Raw genomic sequence first — 16,127 nt, 5'->3', positions numbered from 1 at the left:
AAAATAATCTTGTTTACTCCTGTTTACTCTCTTTAGGTTCACCACGTTTACGAATAACCTTGCCCGGTACTCCTACAACTACGGAGTAAGGCTCAACACTCTTGGTTAAAACTGTCCCAGCACCGATGACAGAACCTCTACCTATTCTGCAACCATCAAGGATTCTTACTCCCGCCCCTATCCAAACATCATCTTCTATAATGACACCTTTCTTAATAGACGGTTGAAGGTCGATAGGCGTATCAAGATCATCAAAGGTATAGTTTGAAGTAACAATTACAGTATGGGTAGCGATTCTGACCCAGTTTCCTATAACTAAGTCACCTGCACCATAAAAAAAACAGAAAGGGTTGACACTACAGTCACTACCAATTTTTATCTTACCCTGTGCAGATATGAGCATTGCTGAACTTCGGATAATTGAGCGATCGCCAATATGAATAGCAGAGTCTTCCAAATTACATTCAAGAGTTACATTATTTTCTACAGTGACTCGATTTCCAATAAAAAATTTACTTAAATTATTTTTGATTACGCTTTGGCCTATATAACAGTATTCCCCAAGATTTCCCAGGTTTTTACGGTAATATTGTTCTCTGACTTTGTTTTTATATTTATTCCGTAAATTACGAATTAACTTAAATAAGTTGCACATATTTAATAATTATTAAACAAACAAATATTGGGGTAATGATTTACAATTTCTAGGTTTATAAAAATGAATTGCTTTTAACTTTGAAGGATAATGATACGTGATCGTAGATATAATTAGGTGGCTTTTTGAACCATACTCTAATAGAGTAAGAACCAGGTCTTAATCCAAGATTTTGAAATCTAGAATTATGGTTTATAATAATTATCTGTTCAGTTATTCAAGAGTTATTGGTTAAATCTAGATAGTTTAGCCAATCAATTAAATTCATTGGTTCAGAAAAAAAACTCTACCCCAGTTGACCAAACTATTCTTCAGCCAATTTTTTTTCCAATCACCAGCCTTGATATCATGTCAGGATAATTACCCTTAATAAAAATCTCCCCCATCTCCCCATATTCCCCTCCTGGGAGCAGGGCTGTTTCATTATAGATAAATAAGGAGTATAATGCTCATAAAAAGCTTAATAAACCAATAAACGGCAATAAAGACCCCTTAATGACCCAAAAAAGCCTTATTGATTACCTCAAACAAATTCCCGATTTTCGGGATCCTCATGGATGTCGTCATCCTCTATGGCTGGTTCTAATCTTGGTAATTATGGTGTGGGTTGAGCGGTTACTACGGATATCGCTCACTGGGAAGATTCACAGAACGCCATCGGCGAGCCTTGATCACAGAGTTGAAGATTCCCAATGCTACAGTACCATCCTACTCCACTCTCAGACGGGTGATGATGGGATTAGACTACACTCAACTAAGACTTGTATTCAATCAGTGGGCAAAGCTTTACGCTTAATTTGAGTCTATCAGAAGGATTATCAGTAGACGGAAAAAGTTTGAAAAATACGGTCAGTGACTACGACAAAGCCCAACAAAACTTTATGAGTTTGGTCTCAGTGTTCAGCCAGAAGCGAGGTTTAGTGGTGGCAGTTCAAGAAATGGAAAACAAAAAAGTAAGTTAAATAACTGTAGTGAGAAACTTATTAGAGTCACTAGATTTAAAAGGTTATGTTTTTACAATCGAAGCTCTGCACTGTCAAAAAAAACTGTGGCTGCCATCATAGACAGCGGCAATGACTATGTGATTAAAGCCAAAAGAAATCAGCCCCGACTCTACAGTTCACTCTTTGCAGCATACTCAAAACACTCAGCCAAAGAAAACATATCAATCTACTGAAGTTTGTCGAGGGCGCAACAGCCATCGTCAGGTGCAGGTGTTCACTCCACCTCCAGATCTTGACATGGGTTGGCGCTTGATTGGGTTGTGTGATTCAAGTGGCACGTTTTGGTACTCGTAGCAATCAGCCTTATTCCACTATCAGCTATTACATTAGCTCTTTATCCCCTCACTCAAAAAAGTTGGTTTCTTGTATTCGCGGTCATTGGTCTATTGAGAATCGCCGACCTTGGGTCAAAGATGTCATCTACTCAGAAGATACTAGCCCTCAAAAAGCTGGCGGCTGCCCCCATCAACTTATCTATCCTCAAAACCTGGGTCTTAACCTTAATCCGGGCTAATGGCTATGATTCAATAACCGAATTCATAGACAGTTTAGGGCATAATCTGACTTATTTGTTGTCTTTTTGTACTTAGTCTGACTTTATCTCCATTTTACTCTACTATGAAACAGCCCTGCTCCCAGGAGGGGAAGGCAAGAGGCAAGAGGTAAAAAATATTGTGTACCTCAATAAACTAATAAATTAATATATTTAGTATTAATAATTAAGAATTATACTTCATATTTTTTGTATCATTTTGATAACAATTTATAGCTTTTATCATAGCTATATCAGCATTCAGCTATCAGCATTCAGCTAATAGCTGAATGCTTACCTATTTACTACTGCCCAATCTACGTTTTAAGGTTACCTGCCATTCTCCAGGTATTAAAGCTTTGCCTAGGTTCGTGATCATTGCTTTAAGGGTCGGGTAAAATAGCTGGTTATATAAACTGATTAGTTCACCCATTGACATAGTTGCGATCGAAGTCTTAGCAAGAATTGGATATTTTCGCGGAATGCCAAATCCTAAGTAGTTTAAAATGTCTGGACTAGGGTTATCTATAAACCCGACATTGACTAGGTTTTGCTCTCCATGACCCAGATAATTCTCGTTAATTTGCTCAACCTGGAATTGAAAAATATTTCGCACATGATTTCTGTCTTGGAACGGGCGTGCTCGATGAAAACCGTGTAAATCAAAGATTATGAGGTCACCCTTCTTCATCTCAAACGTTCTGATATCCTTACGGTAATGCTTCTGAACCCAGGCATCGCTAATATACCTCTCGCTGTCATAGTTTGATGACCAAAGCTGGGAACCCTCAATATATTGAAATGGGCTGATGTTTTGCTCAGAAAGATAGATAATAAATATTAGACCAGGCATCTGGTGCTTAACAAAAACTTTACTATCTAATTGTTGATTATTGTCTGTGTGCCAGGGCATATTAAACCCTCGACGAGTCTGAGCAAATTGATGACTTATCAGCTGATATATTGCTGGTAAATATGAACGACAAATATCTAACACCTTTGGAGAGGTAATCAAATCGTAGGCTGTTTTTGATCTGGTTAGACAATTGGACAAGAATTTTTGGTTGCCAGAATATACCACACCTATTTCATTTTTATTTACTGAAATATTATCAATATTGACTTCTTTTAAAAGCTGATCTGCTACTTTTAAATCAACTGCATTTTCTATAAAAAAGTAGCCTTTTTCCCTAATATTTTGAATAATTTTAGGGGTAGGAATGATATTGAGAGTGTTCAAATACATAAAAATACGTAATTGATACTAATTCTTTAAAAAAGCAATGTACCATAGAAATCAGAAAGGAAATTAAGATATTCAAGCTGCTGCTGGACTCACAATATCTGGTTGATAGTTTTATTAGAGGATATCTCCCAAGTTTTTTGATACTGAATTTTGCCCCCCTAGCCCCCCAATTCTGGGGGAAGAATCCATTGGCTGGTAAAAGTCCCCCAAAATTGGGGGACCAACGGGGGCTTGGATGTAGCAAATGAGACTTCTCAGACAACCTCTTAGATCCTTAGGCGTCTACCATTGTAGAATTACAGCGGTTTGCAATTGGGTGAGGTACAGACTCCTGGGTTTTAGGGAACAGACAAGAGGCACCCACCCCTAACCCCTCCCAGGAGGGGAAGGCAAGAGGCAAGAGGTAAAAAATCCTGTGTACCTCATTAGGATATAAACCGCTATAACCTAAGGATTCAGCTAAAGGCCTACGGCCACGCTAGGCGAACGGCCACGCTACGCCAATGGCCACGCTACTTGAGGTGCTATCAGCCAAAGGCCAACGGCTGACCGCTGACCCCTGACCGCTGACCCCTGACCGCTGTTCGCGCAGCGTGCGCGTAGCGCATATGCTTAGGAAATAATTAAGCCTAATTAAGCACAAACTGTCTGTGTAGCCAAACGAGTCTGCCAAGATTCCACAATTTGCTGAATTGTTTCTTCCAACGACACCGAAATATCCCAACTGGGGTAATGCTCACGCATCTTACTCAAATCGGAGTAATAACAGATATGATCGCCAATCCGATTATCTTGTAGATAGGTATAGTGCATCGCTTTACCACTATACTTCTCTGCCAGCTTAAATGCTTCCAGAATTGAACAGCTATTGCCTTTTCCGCCACCGATGTTATAAACTTCTGCTATTCGAGGTGCTTCGATAAAAGCGTGAATAAACCGCGACACATCCAGAGAGTGGATATTATCCCGTACTTGCTTACCCTTGTAGCCAAAAATCTTGTATTCCCGACCTTCGAGATTACACTTGACCAGATAACTTAGGAAACCGTGGAGTTCCACACCGGAATGATTTGGTCCGGTCAGACAACCACCCCGTAAACAAGCTGTGGGCATATTAAAGTAGCGACCATATTCCTACACTATCAGATCAGCAGCAACTTTGGATGCGCCAAACAAAGAGTGCTTTGATTGATCGATGCTAAAGGTTTCGGGAATGCCGTTGCTGTAAGCCGGGTCGTCATAATCCCAACGAGTGTCTAGTTCCTTAAGCTGAATAGTATTGCACTACAAATTAAAGTTAGGACATTGCTAAAAGCTCAAAAGCTTTTGTAGTAAGCTATTGCCTATTGCCTCTTGCCTCTTGCCTTGCGCGTAGCGCTATATTGGGGCGATCGCCATACACTTTATTGGTAGACATGTGTACAAAGGGCGACTCTGGACAAGATTGCTTCGCAGCTTCTAGCAAGTTCAAAGTTCCCACGGCGTTGGTATCAAAGTCAGCGAAAGGAATTGCTGCGGCGCGGTCGTGAGAAGGCTGGGCTGCTGTATGTACAATCGCGTCTGGCTTGAGCTGCGCCATTAGGTCTAAAATACCTTTGCGATCGCGTATATCGAATTCATGATGAACAAAATCTTGAATTGTCTCTTGCAACCGCTGCTGATTCCAGCGTGTATCCCCTTGGGAACCGAAGAAAACAGCCCGTTGATTATTATCAATACCGTGAATTTGCCAACCTTGTTGAGCAAAGTAACCACAAACTTCAGACCCAATCAATCCTGAGGAGCCTGTTACCAGTAATTTTTTCATAGGAAATCTTAATTGTTTAGGTAAATAATCTATAGTGAAACTAATAAGCTCAAAAAGCGATTCATCGTTAACGCTTCTCTAACTGATATAGCAGAAGTCAGAAGTCAGAAGTCAGAAGTCAGAAGTCAAACTCTTGCGCTTATTTAGGTTTGAGACTTTTGTCATGTCCTAACTGACCTGGCGACTGCTATATCTTGCACCTTGAATTAAAATCTCTAAAATTTAGGAGTCACTAGTCAGTAGTTATTATGCATCAAAAATTAATTCCCATTTAAATGGGAATTAATCAGCGTTTGATCAGCAATAATATTCTCAGAAGTGTTTAAAATTAAAACGTTAAACACTTCTGGGCAAGAGGCAAAATTACAAAGTTTGTTTTAGAAACTCTTAAAGAATAAACTCAACTGATTGCCTCTGTTATTAATCAACTCTACTAGTTGACGACTCTTACCTCTTGCCCTTGGCATTTTGCCTATACTTTAGCTAGTAATTTATCATAACTACTCATCTAAAAAACTAAATCGCCCCAAAATCCTTAATCCCATGAAAACCAATTCGTTTAGACTGGCGACGGGTAAACTCTCCCACTGAAGAGTTGCCATTCGGATCAATCACCCCTGTTACCTGCTGCCATAACTCAGCAGGAGCCAACGATACCTTATAAATGCGATCGCTTTTCTTGCACACGTGATACCACTTGGTTTCCTGGCACTCACTACACCAAAAAGCCTCTAGCCATTCTCCTTCGATAGCTACCGTGGTTTTACTGGCTATCAGCATCAAGGCATATTTTTGTTTAACACCACGCGCCTGAAGTTGTCCTGGCCGGTCAGCAAACAACCGATACTTCTGACTAACGCTATCAAGGTAGGAACCATGAATCGGACATAAAATAGTTCTTCGTTTAGAACGCTTCCGGTTCCGTTGACATCGTTTGGTTTGAGGTGTTGATTGACTCATTTTATAGGGGTTCTAAATTCGGTGATAAACTTTTGGGATTTTAGGGAACAGGGAACAGGGAACAGGGAATAGGGAGCAGGGAGCAGGGAGCAGGGAGCAGGGAGCAGGGAATTTAGAATTTGGAATTTAGAATGCGCGAATTTAGAATCGGAAACAGGGAGTATGGTGAGTAGGGATAAGAGTATGGGAAATGTGGTAAGGCAATGGTAGAACAGGCATCTTGCCTGTGCCCCAAAAGTAGAACAGGCATCTTGCCTGTGCCCCAAGAGTAGAACAGGCATCTTGCCTGTGCCCCAAAAGTAGAACAGGCATCTTGCCTGTGCCCCAAAAGTAGAACAGGCATCTTGCCTGTGCCCCAAAAGTAGAACAGGCATCTTGCCTGTGCCCCAAAAGTAGAACAGGCATCTTGCCTGTGCCCCAAGAGTAGAACAGGCATCTTGCCTGTGCCCCAAGAGTAGAACAGGCATCTTGCCTGTGCCCCAAGAGTAGAACAGGCATCTTGCCTGTGCCCCAAAAGTAGAACAGGCATCTTGCCTGTGCCCCAAAAGTAGAACAGGCATCTTGCCTGTGCCCCAAGAGTAGAACAGGCATCTTGCCTGTGCCCCAAGAGTAGAATAGGCATCTTGCCTCTTGCCTTGCGCGTAGCGCTATAGCTTACCCTGAAACTTTTCTCCCGACTCCCGACTCCCGACTCCCTACTCCCTATTCCCTATTCCCTACTCCCTACTCCCTACTCCCTTCTTCTCCAAGAAGTCCAACAAATTCTCGCAGAGCCACACTAGAACCAAACTGCCATGCCCTATTAATGTATTGGGGAATGGTTTCTTTCACCGGGAAATTTGGAAAAATTTGGCTGGTTTGAACCTCTAAATAGCGATCGCTTTCAAATCGATAGATGTGAATTGTGTCAGCTTTGTAAATCCAAACTTCTGGAACAGCTAGGGGAATGTAGTCGTTAATATCAGTAATTGAAGTCAGGTCAATTTCTAGGGCGAGATCCGGTGGTGGATCTTGGCTCAGGTCTAGTCGTCGCTTTCCTAAAATTGCTTGATAATTTTGGATGTAGAAACAAGCATCTGGCTCCACTCCAGGCATCCCCGCTTTCCGAAGGGTAATCGGATCAAAGCTCTGCCAATCTCTTCCTTGATACCGTAGCAGTGCTTTAACTAGGTCAGTCAGTATATTCATATCGCAAAGGGAGTAGGGAGTAGGGAGTAGGGAGCAGGGAATGCGCGAATTTAGAATCGGGAATCGGGAATCGGGAATCGGGAATCGGGAATCGGGAATCGGGAATTGGGAATCGGGAATCGGGAATCGGGAATCGGGAATCGGGAATTGGGAATCGGGAGCAGGGGGGAGAAGAGTGTAGAACAGGCATCTTGCCTGTTGCCTCAAGTGTAGAACCGGCATCTTGCCTGTGTCCCCAGTGTAGAACAGGCATCTTGCCTGTTGCCTCAAGTGTAGAACCGGCATCTTGCCTGTGTCCCCAGTGTAGAACAGGCATCTTGCCTGTTGCCTCAAGTGTAGAACCGGCATCTTGCCTGTTGCCTCAAGTGTAGAACAGGCATCTTGCCTGTTTCATTTTATTCAAAAGCTGATAGCTGATAGCTGATAGCTGATAGCTAAAACTCTTCCCCCTACTCCCTACTCCCTACTCCCTACTCCCTACTCCCTACTCCCTACTCCCTATAATTACAAATCATCAGGATTAACCCCAAGGCTACGCAATCGTTCTGCCAATCGTTCAGCCCGTTGGTGTTCCTGTTCAGCCCGTTCTGCTGAAGTTGGAATCCAATTACCAGCTTGATCATACCAACGCAGCCACAACCCTTCTGTATCTTGATATTTCCCCTGCCAAACGCCTAACCCTAATTCCAGTCTTGGAAACCAAAATTTCGGTTCAGAAAGTTCTACTTCCTGATACTGTATGGGCATTAATTGAAACACCCGCAACTGGTTATCGTAACGGTCAAAAACCACATAGTAAGGAATCCGCATATATTGCTCATAAGCTTGCCATTTAGTAGGTGGCTTGTTCGCAGACCTTAGGGTTTGTCCTAAATCTTCCGCTTCCGTACCTGGTGATAGGAGTTCCACTACCAAAAATGGTGCTTTTCCTTCCTGCCAAACCACATAACTCCAGCGCAGGTCTTGTTGTTGTTGAGCGGGAGTCACACCCAATACCAGAAACCAATCCGGTCGCTTGTGCCATAAGGAATTACGGCTATCGTAATATAAATTCAGGTCTGTACCAATGAACATTTCCTCCCTAGGGTAGTTGGGAGGTTGGCAAGTTTCCCGTAATAGCTGGGGTTGGAAGTCATGAAATTCGTCAGGCAAACCAGGCTCCTCTGGGTCTTCACTAGGTAGATCATACATAGTGGGCATAGTTTCCCTGGGAGGACGGGGTGGGTCAGTTTGGTACATGATCCTCTGTTGAACCTGATAGTTTGAGCATAGCATTTTGGGGTTTAGGGAGCAGGGAGCAGGGAGTAGGGAGTAGGGAGTAGGGAACAGGGAACAGGGAGTAGGGAGCAGGGAACAGGCAAGAGGCAAGAGGCAAAAAATCCTGTGTACCTCATAGCTGTGAGAAACGCTATAGGTCATGAACAATGTAATAGCAAAGGGAGTAGGGAGCAGGGAGTAGGGAGTAGGCAAGAGGCATGCTAGCAATAGGCATGCTAGCAAGAGGTGAAAAATATTGTGTACCTCATAGCTATGAGAAACGCTATAAAAAAACTTGGGAGATATCCTCTTACCTCTAAAACCTTGTTAGAGTCAACTTCAGCATAGCTGCCTTCAGCATAGCTGCCTTCAGCATAGCTGCCTTCAGCATAGCTGCCTTGGGCGTAGCGCTATACCTCATAGCTTACCCTACTCCCTACTCCCTGCTCCCTACTCCCTACTCCCTACTCCCTGCTCCCTAAAACCTAGATATTTGTACCTCACAAGTCGTGGAATTGCTATAATCGCGCTACAAACTCTTGATGGGTCTCGGAATCTATCCCTTCTTGCAATACCGCCAACACTTGCTGCATCTTTCCAGCTAATAAAGCCTCCACCCCTAAGCGCAATCCAGGAAACACCTGGCTACTCAATATACCTGCATCTGGCTGCTGTTGCACATATTCCCCTTCGCGCAACACATACCAGCGAAACTCCCGCTCCTGGGTTAGCCAAACTAAATACTCTTTCACTCCATTCCGACGATAGGCTCGCAGCTTATCATAGAGGTCATAGGAAGCACTACTAGCGGCAACCTCCACAATCAACTCCGGCGCACCTTCAATGTAATCATCCTCACTAATTCGCGACTGTCCACCTTTGTCTTGTTCAATGCGCAACAAAGCGTCTGGTTGGGGTTCATTATCAAAATCTAGCCGCACTGTAGAATTGTCACACAGCATAATGCCAGGGGTTGCGGCTTCATATGTCCCTAGCCAGGTAATAATCCTACCATGAGGTTGACCATGCTTATTGACCCTAACTGGTGATGCCACATAAACTACCCCCTCAATTAACTCCGCCTTCCTAATTTCAGGCGTTTGATCATAGCGTCGTTCAAATTCTACTCTACTTAAGCGATCGCCATTTTCCAGAATAGGTAGTTGAGTTATTACGGGAGTAGGGGATTTCACCACAAGACTTGCTCCATAAAATTTATACCAACATCTACTTTTATAGCAATTATACAACTTGTGAGCTACAAAGTTATAGGTTTTTAGGGAGCAGGGAGTAGGGAGCAGGGAGTAGGTAAGAGGCAAAAGGCAAAAGGCAAGAGGCAAGAGGCAAGAGGTTAAAAATATTGTGTACCTCATAGCTATGAGAAACGCTATAAATTACATTTGGGTAGTGTTAAATACGGCAGTTTGTATAACTATCAAGTACACAAGATTATTTTCACTTTTCCCTCTTACCTACTCCCTACTCCCTGCTCCCTACTCCCTACTCCCTACTCCCTACTCCCTACTCCCTAAAATAAAATAATAGACATACTCTCCCCCTTAATCACTTTCCTGCTGTTGACATCACAACTAATGAAAAGTGGTGTGGGGAGAGACTGAGATCAACAGGACCATCGAAGCCCACTCCTAAACGTAAGGATCTAGATAGTAATAACTAGCTAGTATTTAATTTTAGCGGTCAGTGGTCAGTGGTCAGTGGTCAGCGGTCAGCGGTCAGCCTATGGGCTACGCGCATGAGCTGATAGTTAATAGCTGAGAGCTGTTCGCGTAGCGTGCGCGTAGCGCTAATCGCTGTTCGCTGATAGCTGATAGCTGATAGCTAATCGCTGTTCGCTGATAGCTGATAGCTGATATTTTACGATTATTTCCTAAACAAATCAGTCAATCAAACCTTAGTAGTTAACCCCCAATTAGTTATTCTTAATAATCTATATTTATCAGGACAATTGAGTAATTTTTTTTTTTTTAAATCTGGAATAATTGATGTCATAACTTGGTTAAATTATCCGATAATTTCCTTAAAAAAACATAAAAATAAATCGTTGAATAAGTGCTGATTATTTAGGCACTAATTCTGTATTCTTAGTAACCTAGAGCTTTCAGGACAATTTACTAAATTGCTGGAATATAGCATTGATTATACCTATGAGGTAAAGTCTTTACTGGCGCTGATTGCCTTTAAGACCTTATTAATTCTGACCTTTGGCTTAAAAGGATCAGCCAAATACCTAATTATAAAGATAATTAATATAATTATTGAGATAAAATTGTTTAATCTTTAATTGAATTTTATTAAACCATAATCCCTGTAAATAATACTATCAAAAAACAGCCCATAAGTCAATGTCATAGGCAGTAGGGAACAGGGAGTAGGGAGCAGGGAGTAGGGAGCAGGGAGTAGGGAGCAGGGAATAGGGAGCGTTGCGTCAGTCTTCGCGCTGAATAGGAGTAGAGTGGGCATCCTGCCCGCCCGAAAATTGTAACGGGCAAGATGCCCATTCCACAAGATGCCCATTCCACCTCACTCTTAAAATCATTCCATTATTAAGCAACGCCCCCTACTTCCTACTCCCGACTCCCGACTCCCGACTCCCGACTCCCGACTCCCTGCTCCCTACTCCCTACTCCCTACTCCCTACTCCCTATTCCCCACTCAACGCTTCACAAAGAACCTGATCATACTGTTTAGCAATAACTTCAGGAGTAAAATTCTCTAATAAATACTCACGACCAGCCTGACCTAGGGACTTGACTAACTCCTGATTAGCCGCCAGAGAGCGGATATAGTCAGCCAGACCTTGGCTGTCTTCATTCACGAAGCTGGCACCGCACTTAGCTTTGGCGATCAGCTCAGTTAAGTAGGCTTCCCGAGAGCAAATTACCGCCACGGGAACCCCAGCAGCTAACGCAGAGTAGAGTTTGCTAGGAGCCACTAAGGTTTCCATACCAGGAATCACACTGACTAACGAGAGATCGCAAGCGGTTAAGGAGTAGGGCAGCACCTCTTTGTCTTGGTAGGGCAAAAACAGAAAGTTAGTTAAGCCTAAGCGCTTCACGTCCTCGATTAACGTCTCTCGCTTCGCGCCACTACCAATACAGACAAACTGAATCGGTTCGTCTTTTAGTAATTTAGCAGTCTCAAGAATGGTGTCGATATCATGGCAGCGCCCCATATTACCAGAGTAAAGCACCGTGAATTTATTAACTAAGTTGTGCTTTTGGGCAAACCAGTTATCTGGCTTGGGCAGTGGCACAATCACATCTGGGTTAGCCCAACTGTGAATCACTGCAACCTTATTAGCCAATTTAGGACAGGTATCTATTACTCGTTGCTTCATGGCTGAACTGAGGACAATAATTGCCTCCGCTTTACGCCAAACCCGACGATTAAGACCTCTCCAAAATCGAGCTAAGGGATGATTGTGACCAATCACTCCTAATTCTACAGCAATGTCTGGATAAAAATCGTAAATTAGGCAAACATAGCGCATCCCAAAAATCTTACGAGCCAGGTAGGCAACCACAGGAAAAAACGGTGGCGCAGTCGTTAATAACACCAAATTACGACGACGATAGTTTTTAACTAAGTGCAAGAACGCTCGCACAGCAAAAATTAAGCCATTCATAGCCTTGCCACGAATGCGCTGAGGCCAAAGTTGAGACGCACGCGATCGCTTAATTTGTACTTTTCCCAACTTTTCATACATTGGTGCAGTGGCCGTCCCAAAAGCATAGCCTGGTTGCCCAGTAAACACCTTAATATCTATGCCTTTTTTGCCCAATTGCATCACCAACTCTTGGATTAACTGGCCAGTAGCAGCATAGTCAGGAGGAAAAAACTGAGTTAGTACAGACAGCCGCAGAGACTGCTCACTAACTGTTGTTGTTGGTAAGCAGCCTTTCATATGTTTCGATGTTTTTGGTTGTTTAATTAGAACCATAAGTCCACCTATAGTCTTTTGAGTTGGTTGAAGTACTTTTGTTTTAGGGAGCAGGGAATCGGGAGTAGGGAATCGGGAATCGGGAATCGGGAATTGGGAATCGGGAGCGGTGCGACCCGTGGCGAATTTAATTACGGGTCAAACGCACCGTAGGGAATTGGGAACAGGCAAGAGTTGCTAGTGGTGCTTCAGGGACGGGCGAGCCCTGATTTTCTGGGTAGCTTAGGATAATCCGTCCCTGAAGCACCACCAGGTCAAACAGCTTTTAGCAGATGCAGCCAGAGGCAAGAGGAGGGTGGGGAGTGTGGGAGGTGTGGGAAGTGTGGGGAGAGAGGGAGGAAGGAGGGGAGTAAGAAGCGAGTGGGAAAGGAGTGAGCGCGCGGAGATGGCGCGCGGAGTATGGGGAGATGGCCAGATGGCCATCTCCCCAGCCATGCTTAAAATTCAGATGTAATAAGATTTGTAGCAATTCTTGTACTGATCAGGTACAAAGAATTTTTTCCCGACTCCCAGGGAGTGCGCGTTCACGCTTAGCTTTGAAAAAGCGCGGGGTCGCACTGCTCCCTACTCCCGACTCCCGACTCCCGACTCCCGACTCCCGATTCCCCACTCCCTACTCAGGACTTCCTACTTCCTCATCAGTTAAAGAGCCATGAACAGACTCCCATGCTCTCCAAATCATCAATCCCAGTAAAATCGTTGTGCTACCGACAATTACCGGACTGCGAGGAACCTCAACACACACTAGAGCTAAACTGCCAACCCATAACGTTAGGGCGTAAATCAGTAACACCGTTACTCGATGAGACAAACCTGCCTTTAACAAACGATGATGGAGATGGCGTTGATCGGCCTGGAAAGGTGAGCTGCCGTGACATAATCTCAGGGTAATCACAGCAGACATGTCTAAAAGGGGTACTGCCAAGACCAGAAAGGGTAAGAGGACTGTGGTAGCTACGGCACCCTTAACCAATCCCATCACACTTAAGCTAGCGATAGTGAAACCGATGAAGTAGGAGCCACCATCTCCCATAAAAATTTGGGCTGGATTGAAGTTGTAGTACAAAAATCCTAATAAACTCCCCACTAATGCCGCACTAATTAGTGCGGCCTCGGTTTCGCCCATAAACAAACTGAGGAGGAAAATCATCACCCCAGCAATACCAGCTACTCCTGAAGCCAAGCCATCCAGTCCATCAATCCAATTTATGGCGTTGACAACCCCTGTCAGCCAGAGCACCGTCAGGGGTAAGCTGAGCCATCCTAAATGTACTATTTCCACTCCTGGAAGACTGACAACGCTAATCCGCAACCCCATTTCCCAAGCGACACTAGCAACTCCTGCTTGCAGTAACAAGCGCATTAAGGGCGATAAACTCACCAAGTCGTCGGTGACGCCAATCAAGAAAAAGCAGAAACTGCCGAGAACAACTGCCCAAACCTCTGAAGAAACGCCAGGGGGAAAATCAGCCAACCCTCCTAGACTCCATACTAAAAATAGAGCAAGTAAGGTGCTAGCACAAATAGAAATTCCCCCTAAACGCACCATTGGTTGTCGATGCACTTTACGCTCGGCTGGTAAATCCGTGTACTGATACTTGATGGCAGCCGCTTTAACTACAGGAATAGTATTGAAAACAATTAAAGCCGCGATAATGAAAGCAAGTACATAATATCCAGGGGAAACCATGGTGTAATAGCATAAGAATTACTACATCTGAGAACCAGGATTACCTCTAGACGCTCGTATTCGAGAAGCCTCTAATTTTTTTGCAAGCTGATTTGCTTGCTCTAATAAACTTGGTAAATTTCCACAATTAGAAGCCATACAAGCATCTAGATTTTCCATAAGCTGTTGAATCGTCTGGATCTACTAAGATCCAAAACAAAACCAGATCCGTCACCTGCACCAGCAATATTTATTACGGCGGTCGTAATTACCAGAGTGTAGTGCACTCCCAGGCAAAAGATTCAGTAATTAAGGTAAGATGCAATCAAAACCTGTTAATTACTCGGAGCCGATTATTTAGTGACTGTAGGAATAGATTTTATTATCTTAGCTGATGAATAATTTGCTATATTTTATTAGCCACTTATTCCTACTAAAATCAACAAAGTTTTCAGGATTATTTAAAATAAAAATATATGATTTTACTTAAAAGGCCATTAATTATATTATTAATACACAAGTGTTGGTGCTACCAAATCAAAAAATGATTAATTAAGATAAGATGATCTCAAAACCTGTTAATTACTCGGAGCAGATTATTTAGTAACTGTAGGAATAGATTTTATTCTCTTAGCTGATGAATAATATGCTCCCTTGGGTTATCCTATCCTTTCTACTAAGCTTAGGGAGAATCTCAGGATTAATTTCAATTATTCCTGAGATAAAAATATTAATAATCAGAGGTTAAAGATAGGTTAAATAGAATTAAAAGCCACTTTAACAGCACTCGATATCCATTCGTGATCAGTTAAAACAGAATTAATTTGGACAATCCGTAATCATCCTTAAAAATCAGGTAAATATGAAGTATTAAATTCACGATTACCTTCACTTTTGGACCGAATTATCAGCCTAAAATTAATGATACGTTTAAATTTTACCGATCACTTCCCTGGAAATTATACCAATTCTTCAAAGGTGGACTACAGATGGGGTGCATCTCATTTTTGCTGTTTGACACAGTGGTGCGTTACGGGGCGGGTCCTCCAAACCCTGGCTACGAGGCGGAAAATGAGGCCCCCCTAACGCACCCTACTGGGGTGGCACAGCTAATTTGGTGCAATAAGCGTAGGTTGGGTTGAAGAATGAAACCCAACACCAGTAACGCTTTGTTGGGTTTCCCTACCGCTCAACCCAACCTACGTTTTTAGGTGTGCCACGCCACTACGCAACTTTTTTACAAAAATGAGATGCACCCTACAGATGGAGATGGCCAGAGGTCGGGATGGCCAGATGGGGAGATGGCCAAATGGGGAGATGGCCAGATGGGGAGATGGCCAGATGAAATTGATGTGTAGCGTTGTGAGCGCGAAGAATTGGATTATATTTCTTGGCCAAGATTTAGAGACTATTTTAAAAATATAGCGTTTCTCATAGTAATCAGGTACACATAATTTTTTCCCTATTCCCTATTCCCTGTTCCCTATTCCCTGTTCCCTAATCCCTGTTCCCTACTCCCTACTCCCTGTTCCCTAATCCCATTAACCCAGGACGAGGTACCTCACCCAAGGTCAAACTGCTATAATCAAGTATAATTACTTATTGACAAAGGAAGCGTCACTTTAACGTCTTAGCAATGCTATCATCGGGGCAGGGTTCTCAATGATTGCAGGAACAGAATCCTGTAGGGAATAATCCTGATAACTACACTAAGACCAGTATTAAGGATAGAGGTGCATTAACTTAGGTCCGTGACAGTTACCCTCAGCCTCTCCCCGTAGTGACTCTTTAACTATATGTAGTAACTATAGCAATCCTAAATCATTTGTAAAATCAGGAAAATCTGGG

Annotated in this window: 18 protein-coding genes and 1 pseudogene; 6 read left to right on the top strand and 13 right to left on the bottom strand. The window is 43.1% G+C overall.

Features of this window, described 5'->3' with window-relative positions; all coding sequences use genetic code 11:
• Positions 1-13: 13 nt before the first annotated feature.
• Positions 14-655 carry an acyltransferase gene (locus F6K49_RS10340; protein WP_293096327.1) on the bottom strand — a complete coding sequence of 214 codons (642 nt, stop codon included), beginning with the start codon at positions 653-655 and terminating at the stop codon, positions 14-16.
• A 607-nt stretch (positions 656-1,262) separates the two neighbouring features.
• Between F6K49_RS10340 and F6K49_RS10335 the strand changes: the two genes are divergently transcribed.
• The gene (locus F6K49_RS10335; protein WP_293096324.1) at positions 1,263-1,451 is read left to right on the top strand and encodes a transposase family protein; all 189 of its coding nucleotides are present in this window, start codon (positions 1,263-1,265) and stop codon (positions 1,449-1,451) included.
• A gap of 1 nt (position 1,452) precedes the next feature.
• On the top strand, positions 1,453-1,617 hold the full coding sequence (locus tag F6K49_RS10330; RefSeq protein WP_293096321.1) for a hypothetical protein: 165 nt from the start codon (positions 1,453-1,455) through the stop codon (positions 1,615-1,617).
• 872 nt (positions 1,618-2,489) lie between these two features.
• Here the strand turns inward: F6K49_RS10330 and F6K49_RS10325 are convergent.
• The 9 genes and pseudogenes from F6K49_RS10325 to F6K49_RS10285 form a co-directional block, all read right to left on the bottom strand.
• Complete coding sequence (locus tag F6K49_RS10325) at positions 2,490-3,437, bottom strand: phytanoyl-CoA dioxygenase family protein (protein ID WP_293096318.1); 948 nt, start codon at positions 3,435-3,437, stop codon at positions 2,490-2,492.
• Positions 3,438-3,915: 478 nt separating this feature from the next.
• The gene (locus F6K49_RS10320; protein WP_293096315.1) at positions 3,916-4,110 is read right to left on the bottom strand and encodes a hypothetical protein; all 195 of its coding nucleotides are present in this window, start codon (positions 4,108-4,110) and stop codon (positions 3,916-3,918) included.
• A pseudogene (locus F6K49_RS10315) lies at positions 4,071-4,556 on the bottom strand (NAD-dependent epimerase/dehydratase family protein); the annotation flags it as partial. The pseudogene F6K49_RS10315 and the gene F6K49_RS10320, both read right to left, overlap by 40 nt.
• Before the next feature lie 217 nt (positions 4,557-4,773).
• Positions 4,774-5,244: an NAD-dependent epimerase/dehydratase family protein gene (locus tag F6K49_RS10310; protein ID WP_293096312.1), complete on the bottom strand. Its 471-nt coding sequence runs from the start codon at positions 5,242-5,244 to the stop codon at positions 4,774-4,776.
• A 516-nt stretch (positions 5,245-5,760) separates the two neighbouring features.
• Complete coding sequence (locus F6K49_RS10305; RefSeq protein ID WP_293072197.1) at positions 5,761-6,204, bottom strand: hypothetical protein; 444 nt, start codon at positions 6,202-6,204, stop codon at positions 5,761-5,763.
• Positions 6,201-6,764: a hypothetical protein gene (locus tag F6K49_RS10300; RefSeq protein WP_293096309.1), complete on the bottom strand. Its 564-nt coding sequence runs from the start codon at positions 6,762-6,764 to the stop codon at positions 6,201-6,203. The genes F6K49_RS10305 and F6K49_RS10300 overlap by 4 nt, the downstream gene beginning before the upstream one ends.
• A gap of 163 nt (positions 6,765-6,927) precedes the next feature.
• A complete protein-coding gene (locus F6K49_RS10295; protein ID WP_293017741.1) occupies positions 6,928-7,614 on the bottom strand; it encodes a Uma2 family endonuclease in 687 nt (228 codons plus the stop codon).
• Between the two features lie 282 nt (positions 7,615-7,896).
• Positions 7,897-8,631: a Uma2 family endonuclease gene (locus tag F6K49_RS10290; RefSeq protein ID WP_293096399.1), complete on the bottom strand. Its 735-nt coding sequence runs from the start codon at positions 8,629-8,631 to the stop codon at positions 7,897-7,899.
• Positions 8,632-9,167: 536 nt separating this feature from the next.
• The gene (locus tag F6K49_RS10285; RefSeq protein ID WP_293096396.1) at positions 9,168-9,845 is read right to left on the bottom strand and encodes a Uma2 family endonuclease; all 678 of its coding nucleotides are present in this window, start codon (positions 9,843-9,845) and stop codon (positions 9,168-9,170) included.
• Between the two features lie 204 nt (positions 9,846-10,049).
• Here F6K49_RS10285 and F6K49_RS10280 point away from each other — a divergent pair, with 204 nt between their 5' ends.
• Entirely contained in the window at positions 10,050-10,181 is a 132-nt protein-coding gene (locus tag F6K49_RS10280) for a hypothetical protein (RefSeq protein WP_293017744.1), read from the top strand.
• Positions 10,182-11,015: 834 nt separating this feature from the next.
• Here F6K49_RS10280 and F6K49_RS10275 read toward each other — a convergent pair.
• Both F6K49_RS10275 and F6K49_RS10270 read right to left on the bottom strand, forming a co-directional pair.
• Positions 11,016-11,189, bottom strand: a complete 174-nt coding sequence (locus tag F6K49_RS10275) for a hypothetical protein (RefSeq protein ID WP_293017746.1) — start codon at positions 11,187-11,189, stop codon at positions 11,016-11,018.
• A 122-nt stretch (positions 11,190-11,311) separates the two neighbouring features.
• Positions 11,312-12,610, bottom strand: coding sequence for a glycosyltransferase family 4 protein (locus F6K49_RS10270; protein ID WP_293096306.1), 1,299 nt, complete (start codon positions 12,608-12,610; stop codon positions 11,312-11,314).
• An 18-nt stretch (positions 12,611-12,628) separates the two neighbouring features.
• On the opposite strand from F6K49_RS10270, the gene F6K49_RS10265 reads away from it, so the two are divergent.
• Positions 12,629-12,763, top strand: coding sequence for a hypothetical protein (locus F6K49_RS10265; RefSeq protein WP_293096303.1), 135 nt, complete (start codon positions 12,629-12,631; stop codon positions 12,761-12,763).
• 254 nt (positions 12,764-13,017) lie between these two features.
• Positions 13,018-13,266, top strand: coding sequence for a hypothetical protein (locus F6K49_RS10260; RefSeq protein ID WP_293017750.1), 249 nt, complete (start codon positions 13,018-13,020; stop codon positions 13,264-13,266).
• Here the strand turns inward: F6K49_RS10260 and F6K49_RS10255 are convergent.
• Positions 13,224-14,300 carry an MraY family glycosyltransferase gene (locus F6K49_RS10255; protein WP_293096300.1) on the bottom strand — a complete coding sequence of 359 codons (1,077 nt, stop codon included), beginning with the start codon at positions 14,298-14,300 and terminating at the stop codon, positions 13,224-13,226. The genes F6K49_RS10260 and F6K49_RS10255 overlap by 43 nt on opposite strands.
• A 1,224-nt stretch (positions 14,301-15,524) precedes the next feature.
• Here F6K49_RS10255 and F6K49_RS10250 point away from each other — a divergent pair.
• A complete protein-coding gene (locus F6K49_RS10250) occupies positions 15,525-15,704 on the top strand; it encodes a hypothetical protein (RefSeq protein WP_293096296.1) in 180 nt (59 codons plus the stop codon).
• The last annotated feature ends 423 nt before the right edge of the window (positions 15,705-16,127 follow it).

Source organism: Moorena sp. SIO3I6 (genome assembly GCF_010672095.1).
Note: the sequence above shows the minus strand (reverse complement) of the source record. Positions and strands in the feature narration are given on the sequence as shown.

Bases quoted from the DNA above. Each gene is read 5' to 3' on its own strand.
- F6K49_RS10270 (WP_293096306.1), bottom strand. From the start codon at position 12,610: ATGGTTCTAATTAAACAACCAAAAACATCGAAACATATGAAAGGCTGC.
- F6K49_RS10340 (WP_293096327.1), bottom strand. From the start codon at position 655: ATGTGCAACTTATTTAAGTTAATTCGTAATTTACGGAATAAATATAAA.
- F6K49_RS10325 (WP_293096318.1), bottom strand. From the start codon at position 3,437: ATGTATTTGAACACTCTCAATATCATTCCTACCCCTAAAATTATTCAA.
- F6K49_RS10295 (WP_293017741.1), bottom strand. From the start codon at position 7,614: ATGCCGGTTCTACACTTGAGGCAACAGGCAAGATGCCTGTTCTACACT.
- F6K49_RS10310 (WP_293096312.1), bottom strand. From the start codon at position 5,244: ATGAAAAAATTACTGGTAACAGGCTCCTCAGGATTGATTGGGTCTGAA.
- F6K49_RS10305 (WP_293072197.1), bottom strand. From the start codon at position 6,204: ATGAGTCAATCAACACCTCAAACCAAACGATGTCAACGGAACCGGAAG.
- F6K49_RS10255 (WP_293096300.1), bottom strand. From the start codon at position 14,300: ATGGTTTCCCCTGGATATTATGTACTTGCTTTCATTATCGCGGCTTTA.
- F6K49_RS10300 (WP_293096309.1), bottom strand. From the start codon at position 6,764: ATGCCTGTTCTACTTTTGGGGCACAGGCAAGATGCCTGTTCTACTTTT.
- F6K49_RS10250 (WP_293096296.1), top strand. From the start codon at position 15,525: ATGAGATGCACCCTACAGATGGAGATGGCCAGAGGTCGGGATGGCCAG.
- F6K49_RS10260 (WP_293017750.1), top strand. From the start codon at position 13,018: ATGGCCAGATGGCCATCTCCCCAGCCATGCTTAAAATTCAGATGTAAT.
- F6K49_RS10290 (WP_293096399.1), bottom strand. From the start codon at position 8,631: ATGTACCAAACTGACCCACCCCGTCCTCCCAGGGAAACTATGCCCACT.